Annotated in this window: 14 protein-coding genes; 10 read left to right on the top strand and 4 right to left on the bottom strand. The window is 68.2% G+C overall.

Annotation, left to right across the window (positions count from 1 at the left end; all coding sequences use genetic code 11):
- The first annotated feature begins 4 nt into the window (after nt 1–4).
- Nucleotides 5–496: a disulfide bond formation protein B gene (locus tag NF616_RS12570; RefSeq protein ID WP_252273619.1), complete on the top strand. Its 492-nt coding sequence runs from the start codon at nt 5–7 to the stop codon at nt 494–496.
- A 162-nt stretch (nt 497–658) separates the two neighbouring features.
- Nucleotides 659–1,132: a sigma D regulator gene (gene rsd, locus NF616_RS12565; RefSeq protein WP_252273618.1), complete on the top strand. Its 474-nt coding sequence runs from the start codon at nt 659–661 to the stop codon at nt 1,130–1,132.
- Between the two features lie 52 nt (nt 1,133–1,184).
- Here the strand turns inward: rsd and NF616_RS12560 are convergent, their stop codons facing one another.
- Complete coding sequence (locus NF616_RS12560; RefSeq protein ID WP_252273617.1) at nt 1,185–1,823, bottom strand: FKBP-type peptidyl-prolyl cis-trans isomerase; 639 nt, start codon at nt 1,821–1,823, stop codon at nt 1,185–1,187.
- Nucleotides 1,824–1,939: 116 nt separating this feature from the next.
- Here NF616_RS12560 and NF616_RS12555 point away from each other — a divergent pair, with 116 nt between their 5' ends.
- Nucleotides 1,940–2,980, top strand: a complete 1,041-nt coding sequence (locus NF616_RS12555) for an AlgP family protein (RefSeq protein ID WP_252273616.1) — start codon at nt 1,940–1,942, stop codon at nt 2,978–2,980.
- On the opposite strand, the gene NF616_RS12550 is transcribed toward NF616_RS12555, so the two are convergent.
- A complete protein-coding gene (locus tag NF616_RS12550; protein ID WP_252273615.1) occupies nt 2,977–3,420 on the bottom strand; it encodes a TIGR02444 family protein in 444 nt (147 codons plus the stop codon). The genes NF616_RS12555 and NF616_RS12550 overlap by 4 nt on opposite strands.
- A 50-nt stretch (nt 3,421–3,470) precedes the next feature.
- On the opposite strand from NF616_RS12550, the gene NF616_RS12545 reads away from it, so the two are divergent.
- The 5 genes from NF616_RS12545 to NF616_RS12525 all read left to right on the top strand — a co-directional run bounded on the left by NF616_RS12545 (nt 3,471) and on the right by NF616_RS12525 (nt 9,102).
- Entirely contained in the window at nt 3,471–5,381 is a 1,911-nt protein-coding gene (locus tag NF616_RS12545) for an ATP-binding cassette domain-containing protein (protein WP_252273614.1), read from the top strand.
- Nucleotides 5,381–5,920, top strand: a complete 540-nt coding sequence (locus tag NF616_RS12540) for a mechanosensitive ion channel family protein (RefSeq protein WP_252273613.1) — start codon at nt 5,381–5,383, stop codon at nt 5,918–5,920. The genes NF616_RS12545 and NF616_RS12540 overlap by 1 nt, the downstream gene beginning before the upstream one ends.
- 72 nt (nt 5,921–5,992) lie before the next feature.
- Nucleotides 5,993–6,625 carry a homoserine/homoserine lactone efflux protein gene (rhtB, locus tag NF616_RS12535; RefSeq protein WP_252273612.1) on the top strand — a complete coding sequence of 211 codons (633 nt, stop codon included), beginning with the start codon at nt 5,993–5,995 and terminating at the stop codon, nt 6,623–6,625.
- Nucleotides 6,626–6,739: 114 nt separating this feature from the next.
- Nucleotides 6,740–8,641: a cytochrome c/FTR1 family iron permease gene (locus NF616_RS12530; protein ID WP_252273611.1), complete on the top strand. Its 1,902-nt coding sequence runs from the start codon at nt 6,740–6,742 to the stop codon at nt 8,639–8,641.
- A gap of 11 nt (nt 8,642–8,652) precedes the next feature.
- The gene (locus NF616_RS12525) at nt 8,653–9,102 is read left to right on the top strand and encodes a YaiI/YqxD family protein (RefSeq protein WP_252273610.1); all 450 of its coding nucleotides are present in this window, start codon (nt 8,653–8,655) and stop codon (nt 9,100–9,102) included.
- A gap of 528 nt (nt 9,103–9,630) precedes the next feature.
- Here NF616_RS12525 and NF616_RS12520 read toward each other — a convergent pair.
- Together NF616_RS12520 and elbB are read right to left on the bottom strand one after the other, a co-directional pair.
- A complete protein-coding gene (locus NF616_RS12520) occupies nt 9,631–10,101 on the bottom strand; it encodes a thioesterase family protein (protein ID WP_252273609.1) in 471 nt (156 codons plus the stop codon).
- A 91-nt stretch (nt 10,102–10,192) separates the two neighbouring features.
- A complete protein-coding gene (gene elbB / locus NF616_RS12515) occupies nt 10,193–10,864 on the bottom strand; it encodes an isoprenoid biosynthesis glyoxalase ElbB (RefSeq protein WP_252273608.1) in 672 nt (223 codons plus the stop codon).
- Between the two features lie 166 nt (nt 10,865–11,030).
- Between elbB and NF616_RS12510 the strand changes: the two genes are divergently transcribed.
- Nucleotides 11,031–12,260: a sterol desaturase family protein gene (locus NF616_RS12510; protein ID WP_252273607.1), complete on the top strand. Its 1,230-nt coding sequence runs from the start codon at nt 11,031–11,033 to the stop codon at nt 12,258–12,260.
- Between the two features lie 114 nt (nt 12,261–12,374).
- Entirely contained in the window at nt 12,375–13,388 is a 1,014-nt protein-coding gene (gene hemB, locus NF616_RS12505) for a porphobilinogen synthase (protein WP_252273606.1), read from the top strand.
- The last annotated feature ends 16 nt before the right edge of the window (nt 13,389–13,404 follow it).

The raw sequence follows: 13,404 nt of genomic DNA, 5'->3' as shown, positions 1-13,404 counted from the left end.
TCCCATGGCGCTGGCCAACCCGCGTACCCTGTTCCTGCTCGCCTTCCTCGGCTGCCTGGCCCTGATGGGCGGCGCGCTCTACCTGGAGCACGTGGTCGGTCTCAGCCCCTGCCCGATGTGCATCGTCCAGCGCATCTTCGTCATTCTCTTCGCCCTGGTCTGCCTGATCGCCGCCATCCACGGTCCGGCCCGCACCGGGCGCCGCGTTTACGCGGTGCTGGCGCTGCTGTTCGCCGCCGGCGGTGCCGCCACCGCGGCGCGCCAGGTCTGGCTGCAGAGCGTGCCGGCCGATCAGCTCGAGGCCTGCCTGCCAAGCCTGGAGTTCATGATGGAGGCCCTGCCGCTGCAGGAGATCGTGCGCCTGGTATTCCATGGCACCGCCGACTGCGCCGAAGTGACCTGGACCCTGTTCGGCCTCAGCGTGCCGGAGTGGAGCCTGCTGGCGTTCATCGGCATGATGCTGTTCGGCCTGTTCCAGCTGTTTCGCCGCAGCTGATCGGCATGACTTGATGCTCGCGGCGAGTGGGCATACTCTGGCCCAGCGCCTCGTCATTAATTCGCCGTTTTCGACCGGGCGCTTCCCGAGACTCCGCGAGCCGACAATAAAATGTCTCGGGGCTGGCGTATTCGGCATTCACCAGTAAGGGAGTGAGACATCATGCTCGAGAGCTGCCAGAACGCCCAGGAACGCTGGGGTGGTGTACACCAGCTGATCGACCGCTGGCTGCAGGAGCGCCACGAGCTGGTAAGCGCTTTCGGGGCACTCCGCGACAAGCCGCAGGCGTCCTCCTTCGGCGAGGATGTGCAGCGCTTCTGCGAGATCCTGGTCGACTACGTTTCGGCCGGTCACTTCGAGGTATACGAGCAGCTCACCGTCGAGGCCAAGGCCTTCGGCGACCAGCGTGGTCTGGAGCTGGCCAAGCAGATCTACCCGCGCATCGAGGCCATCACCGAAGTGGCGCTGGCCTTCAACGACCGCTGCGACAGCGGCGACTGCCGCGATCACGCTTCGCTCAACGGTGAACTCAAGCGCCTGGGTCAGCTGCTGCACGAACGCTTCGAGCTGGAAGACTGCCTGATCGAAGTGTTGCACAACGCTCACCAACAGCAGGCCACCGCGACGCCGCTCTGAGCGTGACCCGGATACGAAAAAGCCGCCTCATCAGGCGGCTTTTTCATGCCGCTCAGTTGGCGACGTCGAGCAGCTCCACCTCGAATACCAGGGGCGCGTTGGGCGGGATCAGGTCGCCGGCGCCTTCCTCGCCATAGGCCTGCTCGGCGGGAATCACGATGCGCCAGCGCGCGCCCACCGGCATCTGTCGCAGCGCCGTCTGCCAGCCTGGAATCAGCGCGCGCAGGCGGAACCATTGCGGCCCCTCGCTCTGATCGAACAGGCTTCTGTCGGCCAGCTCGCCGCGGTAGCTCACCTTCACCCGGCTGTTCGCCTGCGGCTGGCGACCGCTGCCCGCGCGCAGCTCGCTTACCAGCACGCCGCCTTCCAGTTCGCGCACGCCATGGCGGGATTTTTCCTGGGCGAGAAAGCGTCCCTCGGCGGCCTGCTGACGCTCGTCGCGGCTCTGTGCGATGCGCTGCTCATGCATGTCGAGCAGGGCGTCGACGCGCTCCTGCGGCAAACGTAGAGGCTCATCGCGATAGGCCTGGCGCAGCCCCTGGAGCAGCGCTTCGAGTGGCAGGTCTGGAACCTCGTCGCGCAGCCGCTCGCCGAGCCGGACGCCCAGGCTGTAGGCCAGGTCTTCCTCCTCGCTGGCCGCCGGCGATAGCGCGGGTAGCAGACACAGGAGCAACAACGAGAAGCGCCACATGAAAATATCTCCGAAAAAATTTGCCGGTGATTATGCCTGCCGCCGTCTGGGGTGCTAGCGACCGGCGAATCGGCCGTCTAGTATGGGGATCACCAATGTCCGTTAGGAGGCACGCCATGCCGGCCAACAACAAGAAGTCTGTACGCACTCCTCTGCATCTGCTCCAGCAACTCTCCGGTAGCCTGCTCGAGCATTTGGAGAAGGCCTGCACGCAAGCACTGGTCGACGCCGAAGGCATGCTGACCAAACTGGAAAAGCAGCGCGGCAAGGCCCAGCAAAAACTGCTCGACACCCGCGCCAAGTTGCAGAGCGCGGCCAAGGCCGGCAAAGGCAAGGCGCAGGACAAGGCCAAGGCCGCCGTCGCCGAGTTGGAGGACCTGCTCGACGGACTCAAGACCCGTCAGGCCGAAACCCGCGGCTACATCGCCCAGCTCAAGCGCGACGCCCAGGAAAGCCTGAAGCTGGCCCAGGGTGTGGGCAAGGTACGCGAGGCGGCCGCCAAGGCGCTCGACAGTCGCGCCGCTGCCGCCAAGCCCGCCGCGAAACCGGCCGCCAAACCGGTGGCTAAGAAGGCCGCTGCCAAGCCGGCGACCCAGGCTGCGGCGAAGCCCGCCAGCCGCACAACTGCGACCAAGCCTGCCGCTGCCAAGGCGCCGGTAAGGGCTGTCGCCAAACCCGCGGCCAAACCCGCCACCAAGACCGCCGCCAAGCCGGCGGCAAAGAAGCCGGCCAGCGCTGCCAAGCCCGCGGCCGTCAAGCCTGCAGCCAAACCGGCGGCCAAGGCCCCGGTCAAAGCGGCCAGCAAACCTGCCGCCAAACCCGCCACCCAGGCCGCGGCAAAGCCCGCTACCAAGGCTGCTGCCAAGCCTGCAGCCAAGGCGCCTGCCAAGGCTCCTGCGAAGCCCGCCGCGACCAAGCCTGCCGCCAAGCCTGCTGCAAAACCGGCTGCCAAGCCGGCGACCAGAACCGCTGCGAAGCCGGCCGCCAAACCGGCTGCCAAGAAGCCTGTCGCCGCCAAGCCCGCCGCCGCGAAACCGGCTGCGAAGCCCGCGGCGAAACCGGCCAGCACCCCTGCAGCGGCCAAGCCTGCAGCGCCTGCCGGCAGCGCCACTCCCGCGCCGACTACCGGCAACGGCAGCGCCGCTCCCTCCGCTTAAGTCGGCACGGCCGCGGCGCGCAGCAGCTCGCGCGCGCCGCGGTCTTCGACCAGCTGCTCCAACCAGGCCACGGCATTGTCCGTGGCCTGCCATTTCCGGGTCGCCTGATCCAGTCGTTCGAGCAGTTCGCGCTCGGCCTCCAACTCCAGCGCCTTGATCCGATCGCGTAGCTTCGCCAGCTGCGGATCATGCCGAGCCGCCGCCTTCCAGGCCCGCCGCAATTCCCGCAACGGTTGCACCACCTGGCGTTGCCAGGGCTCGGCAATCTCCTGCAACTGGGCGAGTCGTTCGGCGCTGCAGGCTACCCGTCGCCGCTCCAACCACAGGGCGCAGAGCAGCAGGCAGACATCCGCACCGTCGTCCTGCAGGCGCAGGCAGGTCGCCTCCACGCCGGGGCGGGCGTAACAGGCCAGGGCGAAACTCCACAGGTCAGTCGGCATGCGGCTCTCCGGGCGGCAGCGGGGGGAAGCTGGTAGACTCCGCGGCCATTATGATCCGACTCCTGAACCTCACTCTACAGCGCGGTCCGCAGCGCCTGCTCGAAGGCGCCGAACTGACCCTGCACACCGGCCAGAAGGTCGGTCTCATCGGTGCCAACGGTGCCGGCAAATCCAGCCTGTTCGCGCTGCTGCGCGGCGAGCTCGGCCCCGACGCCGGCGATTGCCAGCTGCCGGCCGACTGGCGCATCGCCCACATGCGCCAGGAGGTCGACAACCTCGAGCGCATGGCGACGGACTACGTGCTCGACGGCGACGTCCACCTGCGCGCCATCCAGACCGAGCTGGCCCGCGCCGAGGCGGCCCATGACGGCGCCGCCATCGCCCGGTTGCACACCGAGCTGGACAACGCCCAGGGCTACACCGCCGATGCCCGCGCACGCAAGCTGCTGGCCGGCCTCGGCTTCACCGCCGAGCAGATGGACCGCCGCGTCGGCGATTTCTCCGGTGGCTGGCGTATGCGCCTGAACCTGGCCCAGGCGCTGATGTGTCCGTCCGAACTGCTGCTGCTCGACGAGCCGACCAACCACCTCGACCTCGACGCCATCCTCTGGCTGGAGGAGTGGCTCAAGGGCTACCCCGGCACCCTGCTGCTGATCTCCCACGACCGTGACTTCCTCGATGCCGTGGTCGACCACATCGCTCATCTGGAACAACAGAAGCTGACCCTCTACCGCGGCGGTTACTCGGCCTTCGAGCGCACCCGCGTCGAGCGCCTGGCGCAGCAGCAGCAGGCCTACGAGAAGCAGCAGGCGCAGCGTGCGCACATGGAAGACTTCATCCGTCGCTTCAAGGCCAAGGCCAGCAAGGCCCGCCAGGCGCAGAGCCGGATCAAGGCCCTGGAGCGTCTGGAGGAGCTGGCGCCGGCCCACGTCGATTCGCCCTTCGACTTCGCCTTCCGCGAGGCGGACAAGGTCTCCAGCCCGCTGCTCAACCTGTCTGAGGCGCGTCTGGGCTACGGCGACAAGGCGGTGCTGGACAAGGTCAAGCTGAGCCTCGCGCCCGGCGCGCGCATCGGCCTGCTCGGCCCCAACGGTGCCGGCAAGTCGACTCTGATCAAGACCCTGTCCGGCGACCTCGAGGTGCTCGGCGGCAATCTGGCGCGCGGCGAAAACCTGGCCATTGGTTACTTCGCCCAGCACCAGCTCGACTCGCTGGACGCCAAGGCCAGTCCGCTACTGCACCTGCAGCGCATCGCCCCGGGCGAACGCGAGCAGGTCCTGCGTGACTTCCTCGGCGGCTTCGACTTCCGCGGCGCGCGCTGCGACGAAGTGGTGGTCAACTTCTCCGGCGGCGAAAAGGCGCGCCTGGCCCTGGCATTGATCGCCTGGCAGAAGCCCAACCTGCTGCTGCTCGACGAACCGACCAACCACCTTGATCTCGAGATGCGCCTGGCCCTGACCATGGCCCTGCAGGACTTCGCCGGCGCCGTGCTGGTGGTGTCCCACGATCGCCATCTGCTCAAGAGCACCACCGACGAGTTCATGCTGGTCGCCGACGGGCGCATCCAGCCGTTCGAGGGCGACCTCGACGACTATGCCCGCTGGCTGGTGGACTACCGGGCTCGCCAGCAGCCGCAGGCGACCGCCGCCCCGGCCGCCGACCGGACCGACAAGCGTGCCCAGCGCCAGGCCGCCGCTGCCCTGCGCCAGCAGCTGGCGCCGCACAAGAAGCAGGCCGACAAGCTGGAGCAGGAGCTGGGCAAGGTCCAGGAGAAGCTCGCCGGCGTCGAACAGAAGCTCGGTGACAGCGGCCTGTACGACGGCGCGCGCAAGGACGAACTGCGTGAACTGCTGGCCGAGCAGGCGCGTCTGAAGGGTTCCGAGGCCGAGCTGGAAGAGGCCTGGCTGCTGGCCCTGGAGACCCTGGAGGAGCTGCAGCGACAACTGGAGGAGGCCGATTGATGGAAGAGCTCGAGCTGCTCGCCGCCTGGCGCGAGCCGCTGACCGTGGCGGCTCAAGTCCTGCTGATCCTGATCCTCGCGTGGCTGGCGCAGCGCCTGGTCAGCCGCGGCATCACCGGGCTTGGCTCGCGTTACAGCCTGCTGCCGGCGGAGATTCTGGTGCCGCTGCGCGGGCTGTTGCGCTGGATCATCATCGGCAGCGCCATGATGCTGGTGCTGGAGCGCCTGGGTGTGTCGGCCGAGGTGTTGTGGACGGCGCTGACCGGCTTCGCCGCCGTTGCCGCGGTGGCCTTCTTCGCCATCTGGAGCGTGCTGTCCAACATGTTCTGCGCCCTGCTGATCTTCGGCATGGGGCCGTTCCGCATCGGCGACGTGGTCGAGCTGCTCGACGTGGCCGACAAGCCCGGCATCAAGGGCCGGGTGCTCGGCGTGAACCTGTTCTACACCACCCTCGAAGACCAGGGCCCCGAGGCCAGCGGCGGCCTGCTGCAGGTGCCCAACAGCCTGTTCTTCCAGAAGGCCGTGCGCCGCTGGCGCTGACGGGCTGGCCGGCGGTGCGAGGGAGGGGTAGGCTGTTCTGCCTGCCCCTTTCGCTTTTCCGAGGTACTCGCCATGGCTCTTGAAACCTGGCTCGCTTTCTTCGTCGCCTGCTGGGTGATCAGCCTATCGCCGGGCGCCGGCGCCATCGCCTCCATGTCCAGCGGCCTGCAGTACGGCTTCTGGCGCGGCTACTGGAACGCCCTGGGTCTGCAGATCGGCCTGGCCCTGCAGATCGCCATCGTCGCCGCTGGCGTCGGCGCCATCCTCTCCGCCTCGGCCACCGCCTTCGCCGCCATCAAGTGGTTCGGCGTCGCCTACCTGGTGTGGCTGGCGATCAAGCAATGGCAGGCCCTGCCGGGCGACCTCGACGCCGGTTCCGCCGAGCGTCCCCTCGGCCGCCCGCTGACCCTGGTGCTGCGCGGCTTCCTGGTCAACGCCAGCAACCCCAAGGCGATCGTCTTCATGCTCGCCGTGCTGCCGCAGTTCCTCGACCCGCACCAGCCGCTGCTGGCCCAGTACCTGATCATGGGTGTGACCATGATCGTGGTCGACCTGATCGTCATGGCCGGCTACACCGGGCTCGCCGCCCGCGTGCTGCGCGCCCTGCGCACACCGCGCCAGCAGCGCCTGATGAATCGCACCTTCGCCGCGTTGTTCGTCGGTGCCGCGGCGCTGCTGGCTACCGTGCGGCGCGCGCCGGTCTGAGCTTGTCGAACGGAGTGTTCGACGAGCTGTAACCGAATATTTCCGATTTTGCTTGAGAGAAATCGTTAGCTAGGCAACAATTCAATGCCATTCATTCTCATTTGGAATGCATTGATGTCCCGATCCCTCTTTGCCTGGCTGTGCCTGCCCCTGCTGGCGCTGTGCAGCCTGTTCGCCCTGGCCGAACCGGGCGATGGCGCGATCCAGGCCCTGCACCTGCTGGGCTACCTGGGCGCCGACTATCCCGCCACCGTGAGCGCCGGCCAGGTGGTCGACCCCGCCGAATACCGTGAGCAGCTGGAGTTCGCCGGCGCGCTGCAGGGCCTGATCGTCGCATTGCCGGCCAAGGCCGGACGCGACGAGCTGGAGCAGGGCGTGCAGCACCTGCGCCGCGATATCGACGCCCGCGCCGAGGGCGCCGCCGTCGCCGCCAATGCCCGCCAGCTGGCCGCACGCCTGGCCGAGCTGTACCAGGTGCGCCTGACCCCGGCGATCACCCCCGACCCCAGCCGCGGCGCGCCACTGTACGCCCAGCACTGCGCCGTCTGCCACGGTGACACAGGGTCCGGCGACGGTCCGGCGGGGCTGGGCCTGGAGCCGCCACCGGCCAACCTGGGCGATGCCGCACGGATGGATCATCTGAGCCTGTACGACCTGTTCAACACACTGGGGCTGGGCATCGAAGGCACCGACATGCCGGCCTTCGCCGACCAGTTGGACGAGCGCGAGCGCTGGGACCTGGCGAGCTACATCGCCGGCTTTACCGCCGCGCCCGCCACCAGCGCCAAGACCTTCGCCATGGCCGAACTGGCCGGACGCACGCCTGCCGAGATCGCCGCCGGCGGAGGCGACGTCGCCGCGTTCCGTGCCCGGCGCGCCCAGCCGCCGCAGGTGCAGCGCGGCCCGGCCGAGCTGATCGAGCACACCCGCGTCACTCTGGAGCAGAGCCTGGCGGCGTACCGTGATGGCAACGTCGAACAGGCCTACGACCTGTCCGTCGGCGCCTATCTGGAGGGCTTCGAGCTGGTCGAGAGCGCCCTGGACAACCTCGATGCGGCCCAGCGCAAGACCACCGAGCGCGCGTTGATGGCCTACCGTCAGGCGCTGCAGGACGGCGCCAGCGTGCCCCAGGCGGCGCAGGCGCTTGAGCTGGCCAAGGCCGAGCTGGCGACCTCCGCGGCGCTGCTGGCCGATGGCGCGATGAACGCCTCGCTGAGCTTCTTTTCCAGTCTGCTGATTCTGCTGCGCGAGGGGCTGGAAGCGATCCTGGTGCTGGCGGCGATCCTCGCCTTCCTGCGCAACACCGGCCAGCAGGCCGCGGCGCGCAGCGTGCATGTCGGCTGGGGCCTGGCGCTGCTGGCCGGTGTCGCCACCTGGGCGGTGGCGGCGTACCTGATCGACATCAGCGGCGCCCAGCGCGAACTGCTGGAGGGCGCCACCGCGCTGTTCGCCAGCGTGGTGCTGTTGTGGGTCGGCGTGTGGATGCACGACCGCCGTCACGCGGCGGCCTGGCAGGACTACATCAAGAGCAGTCTGGTCGGCGGCGGCGGCCGCTTCGGCTTCGCCGTGCTGGCCTTCTTCTCGGTGTACCGCGAGCTGTTCGAGGTCATCCTGTTCTACGAAACCCTCTGGCTACAGGCCGGCCCGGCCGGTCACGGCATGGTCCTGGCCGGCGCGGCCGCGGCGCTGGTGCTGCTGCTCGGCCTGGCCTGGGTGATTCTCAAGGGCTCGCGCAAGTTGCCGCTGGCCGCGTTCTTCAGCGCCAACGCCGTGCTGCTGTGCGTGCTCTCGGTAGTCTTCGCCGGCCATGGCGTGGCGGCCCTGCAGGAGGCCGGCTTGCTCGGCACCCGCCCGGTAGCGTTCTTCGAGTTCGACTGGCTGGGCATTCACCCCGACGCCTGGAGCCTGTCGGCCCAGGGCCTGGCGCTGATCGGCATCGCCACGCTCTACGGGCGCAGCTGGCTGGGCGAGCGGCGCCGCGCCGGCACGGCTAAGATGGCGGCCTCGTCCGACTGAGAGAGCCCAAGATGCGTGTGTGGATCGACGCCGATGCCTGCCCCCGGCTGGCCCGCGACCAGGTGGTGAAGTTCGCCCTCAAGCGCGGCTTCGAAGTGGTGCTGGTCGCCGGCCAGGCCGTGGCGCGGCCGAACTTCGCCTGCGTGAAGCTGGTGGTGGTACCGAGCGGGCCGGACGCAGCGGACGACCATCTGGTGGAGCACGCCGTGCCCGGCGAACTGGTGATCTGCAGCGACATCCCGCTGGCCGACCGCCTGGTGAAGAAGGGCGTGGCGGCGCTGGACCCGCGCGGCCGCGAGTTCGACGAGCGCAACATGGGCGACAAACTGGCCACCCGCAACCTGTTCGCCGACCTGCGTGACCAGGGCCAGATGGGTGGCGGCCAGGCGGCCTATTCGGACAAGGACCGGCAGGCCTTTGCCAATGCGCTGGACCGTATCCTCACCCGCCTGGCGAGGTAAGCGGGGCCGCGGAGTGGAGGGCTTCCCGGATTGCATCCGAGCTACGAGTCTCACGAGGGAAGGGGGCTCGGTGTGAGGGCTCGGCGGCCCGCTCAGGTAGCCCCCGGTGGGTTTCGGTGCGCCTGGCGCACCCTACGGTCTCCGCTAGCCGCACAGGTAGGTGCCGGTGCCTACCGCCGCTGGAGAAGGGGGCCTCGGGGCGAGGGCTCAGTGAGTCCGCTCAGGTAGCTCGGATGCAATCCGGGAGCGGAGTGACCGGTTTCCCGGATTGCATCCGGGCTACGAGCAGAGTCCTCGGTGGGTTTCGGTGCGCACGGCGCACCCCTACGGTTCTCCGCTAGCCGCACAGATAGGTGCCGGTGCCTACCGCCACTGGAGAAAGGGGGCTTCGGGGCGAGGGCTCAGCGGGGCCGCTCAGGTAGCCCGGATGCAATCCGGGAGCGGAGTGGCCGGTTTCCCAGATGCATCCGGGCTACGGGCAGAGTCCTCGGTGGTTTTCGGCGCGCACGGCGCACCCTACCGTCATCGCTAGCCGCACAGGTAGGTGCCGGTGCCTACCGCCACCAGGGTGCTGTCGTCGCTGTGCAGTTCGGTGCGCACCACTGCCACCTTGTTGCCCGAGCGCAGCAGCACTGCGGTGGCGGTGAAGGCCTGGCCGCGGCCGGGGCGCAGGTAGTCGACGCGCAGGTCGATGGTGCCCAGCTTGGACAGGCGCTGCATGCGCTCCGGCTGGCTCAGGTGCTGGTGCTTGTTGAAGGCGCCGATCAGCGCCATGGCGCCGCCGGCCACGTCCAGCAGCGAGGAGATCACCCCGCCGTGGAGAATGCCCTGCACGAAGTTGCCGATCAGCTCCGGCTGCATCGGCAGGCTCATCACTACGCGGTCGCCACGCAGTTCGTCGATGCGGATGCCCAGCACCCGGTTGAACGGGATGCGCTCGAAGAAGGCTTCCACCCCCTGGCGCTGTTCCTCGGAAAGCTCGAAAACCGGCTCGTTCATGCTGCGCTCCTGCGGCTGTGACGCTCACGCTGCCGCAGGAGGGCGGCTCTGAACAGGGGGCACGGCGGCTGTGCCCTGCACTATGGCGCGATCAGCCTTGCGCCGGCTGGACCAGCTCCAGCACGCGGTCGACCAGCTTGTTGATGCCGGAGGCGGCCTGGGAGATGGACTCGGCGAGCATGTAGGCGGGGGTTGAGACGAGCTTGCGCTCGCTGTCCTCGACGATGTCCTCGACCGCGCATTCGACATGCTGGCCGCCCATGGCGGTGAGGCCTTCCACGGCTGGGTCGTCCTGGGCGCCGAGGGTGCAGGACACGCCTTCGCCGTAGATCTTCGCCGCCAGGGCCGGGGAGATGCAGATCAACCCGACCGGCTTGCCGGCCTGGGCGAAGGCCTGGGCCGCGGCCAGCACGTCCGGCTGCACGCTGCAGCCTGCGCCTTCCACGGCGAAGTTGGAGAGGTTCTTGGCCACGCCGAAGCCGCCGGGCAGGATCAGCGCGTCGAACTGCTCGGCCTTCAGCTCGCGCACGTCCATCACGTCGCCACGGGCGATGCGCGCCGCCTCGGTGAGCACGTTGCGGCTCTCCGGCATTTCCTCGCCGGTGAGGTGGTTGATCACGTGCATCTGCGCCACGTTGGGCGCGAAGCACTGGACCTTGGCACCGCGCTGATCGAGGCGCAGCAGGGTGATCACGCTCTCGTGGATTTCCGCGCCGTCGTAAACGCCACAGCCGGAAAGGATGACCGCGACTCGTTTGTGCATGCTGTTCTCCATGAAGCCAAAGGACTGTGCCGCAGTGTCGCCGATCGCCCGGGCGAGCGTCGAGCGAGGGTGTCGCCAAATGCCACATCGCCTGGCATTCCCTGCCGCGAGCGCCTGCCTGAGCAGGCATAGGATCAGCTTAGGTCAACCTGCGCAGTGCCGAACCATGAACCTGATCCTGCTCGCCGTACCGTTTTTCTTTCTCCTGATCGCCGCCGAGCTGATCGCCGACCGTGTGCGCGGGGTCAGCTACTACCGCCTGGCGGACTCGCTCAACAGCCTCAGCGCCGGCGTGCTGTCCCAGGCCAGCGGCCTGCTGAGCAAGGCCATCGCCGTGCTCAGTTACGCCTTCGCCTACGAGCACCTGCACCTGACCGAATTGCCCAACGAGCCCTGGGTATGGGTGCTGGCGTTCGTGTTCTATGACTTCTGCTACTACTGGAACCACCGCTTCGGCCATGAGCGCAATGTGTTCTGGGCCTCCCACGTGGTGCATCACCAGAGCGAGGACTACAACCTCTCCACCGCCTTGCGCCAGACCAGCACCGGCTTCCTGCTGAGCTGGATCTTCTATCTGCCGATGGCTCTAGCCGGCGTGCCGCCGCTGGTCTTCATCACCGTCGGCGCGCTCAACCTGCTCTACCAGTTCTGGGTGCATACCCGTCACGTGCCCAAGCTGGGCTGGTTCGAGTGGTTCTTCGTCACCCCCTCCAACCACCGCGTGCATCATGCGCAGAATCCTATCTACATGGACCGTAACTACGGTGGCGTGTTCATCCTCTGGGATCGCCTGTTCGGCACCTTCCAGGAGGAACTGGACGAGCATCCGGTGGTGTTCGGCGTGACCACGCCGCTGCGCAGCTGGAATCCTCTGTGGGCCAACCTGCAGTTCTACGCCCAGCTGTGGCACGACGCGGTGCGCGCCGGCGCCTGGCGGGACAGGCTGCGCATCTGGTTCATGCCCACCGGCTGGCGCCCGGCAGACGTGGCGGCGTGCTACCCGCTGGAGAAACCGGACCTGGCCGCATTCCGCAAATTCGAGGTGCCGCTGTCGCGCGGGCAGAAGCTGTACGCCGCGCTGCAGTTCGCCGGCTACGTCGCCGGTACCAGCTGGCTGTTGGCGATGGCCACGCAACACGGCCTGGGCGTGCTGGTCGGCGCCTGGCTGTGGGTGGCCTTCGGCCTCTACTGCATCGGCACCTGGCTGGAGAACCGGCCGTTCGCCCGGCCGCTGGAGGCCCTGCGCCTGCTGCTCAACCTGCCGGCGCTGGCCTGGGCCCAGCAGGTCGGCCTGCTGCCCGGCGGCGCGCTGCCCTGGCTGCTGCTGGCGGCCTGGAGCCTGGGCAACCTGCTGTGGCTGTTCTGGCCGCGCGGCGATCGCCTGCAAACCGCCTGAGCCTGCGCGGAACTGCGGCGGCCCGTCGCAGTCTGGGTGTGACGTTCATTATTTGGTCATAATGGCCGGGTACAACTGTCACACTCGCCCGCCGTGCGGGTTCTGGAGTCCGTCGTGAGCTTTACCCCCGCCAATCGCCTGTTCCCCGCCACCCGCCTGCGTCGCAACCGTCGCGACGACTTCTCCCGTCGCCTGGTTCGCGAGAACGTGCTGACCGTCGACGACCTGATCCTGCCGGTGTTCGTGCTGGACGGCGACAACCGCCGCGAGTCGATTGCGTCGATGCCGGGCGTCGAGCGCTTGTCCATCGACCTGCTGCTGCAGGCCGCCGAGCACTGGGTGGCGCTGGGCATCCCGGCGCTGGCGCTGTTCCCGGTGACGCCGCTGGAGAAGAAGTCGCTCGACGGCGCCGAGGCGTGGAACCCGGACGGCATCGCCCAGCGCGCCATCCGCGCCCTGCGTGCCAAGTTCCCGGAGCTGGGGGTGATCAGCGACGTGGCTCTCGATCCGTTCACCACCCACGGCCAGGACGGCATCCTCGACGACGATGGCTACGTGATGAACGACGTGACCATCGACGCGCTGGTCAAGCAGGCCCTGTCCCACGCCGAGGCCGATGCCCAGGTGGTGGCGCCGTCGGACATGATGGACGGGCGCATTCAGGCGATCCGCGAGGCGCTGGAGCTGGCCGACCATCACAACGTGCGCATCATGGCCTACTCGGCCAAGTATGCCAGCGCCTACTACGGCCCGTTCCGCGACGCGGTCGGCTCGGCCGCCAACCTTGGCAAGGGCAGCAAGAACACCTACCAGATGGACCCGGCCAACGGTGACGAGGCACTGCACGAAGTGGCGTCCGACCTGGCCGAAGGCGCCGACATGGTCATGGTCAAGCCGGGCATGCCGTATCTGGACATCGTCTGGCGGGTGAAGGACGCCTACCGGGTGCCGACCTTCGCCTACCAGGTCAGCGGCGAATACGCCATGCACATGGCTGCCATCCAGAACGGCTGGTTGAGCGAGGCGGTGATCCTAGAATCGCTCATCGCCTTCAAACGCGCGGGTGCCGATGGCATCCTCACCTACTTCGCCGTGCGTGCGGCAGAACTCTTGAAAGCGGGGCGCTGAAGCCGCCCCAGGGAAG

Origin of the sequence: Pseudomonas subflava (assembly GCF_023823685.1) — a bacterium.
GTDB lineage: Bacteria > Pseudomonadota > Gammaproteobacteria > Pseudomonadales > Pseudomonadaceae > Aquipseudomonas > Aquipseudomonas subflava.
The sequence above is the reverse complement of the archived record's forward strand: the minus strand, read 5'-3'. Positions and strand labels throughout refer to the sequence as shown.

Bases quoted from the DNA above. Each gene is read 5' to 3' on its own strand.
- NF616_RS12540 (WP_252273613.1), top strand. From the start codon at position 5,381: ATGGAAGAGCTCGAGCTGCTCGCCGCCTGGCGCGAGCCGCTGACCGTG.
- NF616_RS12510 (WP_252273607.1), top strand. From the start codon at position 11,031: ATGAACCTGATCCTGCTCGCCGTACCGTTTTTCTTTCTCCTGATCGCC.
- NF616_RS12520 (WP_252273609.1), bottom strand. From the start codon at position 10,101: ATGAACGAGCCGGTTTTCGAGCTTTCCGAGGAACAGCGCCAGGGGGTG.
- NF616_RS12525 (WP_252273610.1), top strand. From the start codon at position 8,653: ATGCGTGTGTGGATCGACGCCGATGCCTGCCCCCGGCTGGCCCGCGAC.
- rhtB (WP_252273612.1), top strand. From the start codon at position 5,993: ATGGCTCTTGAAACCTGGCTCGCTTTCTTCGTCGCCTGCTGGGTGATC.
- rsd (WP_252273618.1), top strand. From the start codon at position 659: ATGCTCGAGAGCTGCCAGAACGCCCAGGAACGCTGGGGTGGTGTACAC.
- NF616_RS12530 (WP_252273611.1), top strand. From the start codon at position 6,740: ATGTCCCGATCCCTCTTTGCCTGGCTGTGCCTGCCCCTGCTGGCGCTG.
- NF616_RS12555 (WP_252273616.1), top strand. From the start codon at position 1,940: ATGCCGGCCAACAACAAGAAGTCTGTACGCACTCCTCTGCATCTGCTC.
- elbB (WP_252273608.1), bottom strand. From the start codon at position 10,864: ATGCACAAACGAGTCGCGGTCATCCTTTCCGGCTGTGGCGTTTACGAC.
- NF616_RS12545 (WP_252273614.1), top strand. From the start codon at position 3,471: ATGATCCGACTCCTGAACCTCACTCTACAGCGCGGTCCGCAGCGCCTG.
- NF616_RS12570 (WP_252273619.1), top strand. From the start codon at position 5: ATGGCGCTGGCCAACCCGCGTACCCTGTTCCTGCTCGCCTTCCTCGGC.
- NF616_RS12560 (WP_252273617.1), bottom strand. From the start codon at position 1,823: ATGTGGCGCTTCTCGTTGTTGCTCCTGTGTCTGCTACCCGCGCTATCG.
- NF616_RS12550 (WP_252273615.1), bottom strand. From the start codon at position 3,420: ATGCCGACTGACCTGTGGAGTTTCGCCCTGGCCTGTTACGCCCGCCCC.